General features: G+C 33.7%; 1 protein-coding gene. It reads right to left on the bottom strand.

The window, feature by feature from the left end:
- A partial coding sequence (locus SB816_RS30200; RefSeq protein WP_410548018.1) for a tyrosine-type recombinase/integrase occupies positions 1–362 on the bottom strand: 362 nt, incomplete at both ends.

A 362-nucleotide genomic window follows, 5' to 3' on the forward strand; every position in this document is an offset into this window, starting at 1 on the left:
CTGCATAGCTCATAAATTGCATTTCCTGTTAAAAAGTTATTTTCTCTTATAGAAAAACTCCCGTTCTTGGATACTTTTATGAAAATCGGGCAGATCAGTATGCTTGTTATATTTATCCAGTCCTCTAAAGCAGCTTTAGTCACAGGATGAAGCGCTACATACCTTTCTTTGTTACCTTTACCAACTATCTTAATGTATTGAGAGCTAATAAAAATAGTATGTCGCTTGCTTATTTCTATATCTAAGGAGGAGATCTGTATATTTGCCAGTTCATTTCTTCTGAGCCCAGTACATATCAATACGTGAAAGATGGCTTTATCTCTTATCACTTTTACTTTATTAAATGGGTTGCTAGTTTCAAT

The sequence above is a fragment of the Achromobacter sp. SIMBA_011 genome, from assembly GCF_046535435.1.
In the GTDB taxonomy this organism is placed as follows: Bacteria; Pseudomonadota; Gammaproteobacteria; order Burkholderiales; family Burkholderiaceae_B; genus Achromobacter; species Achromobacter dolens.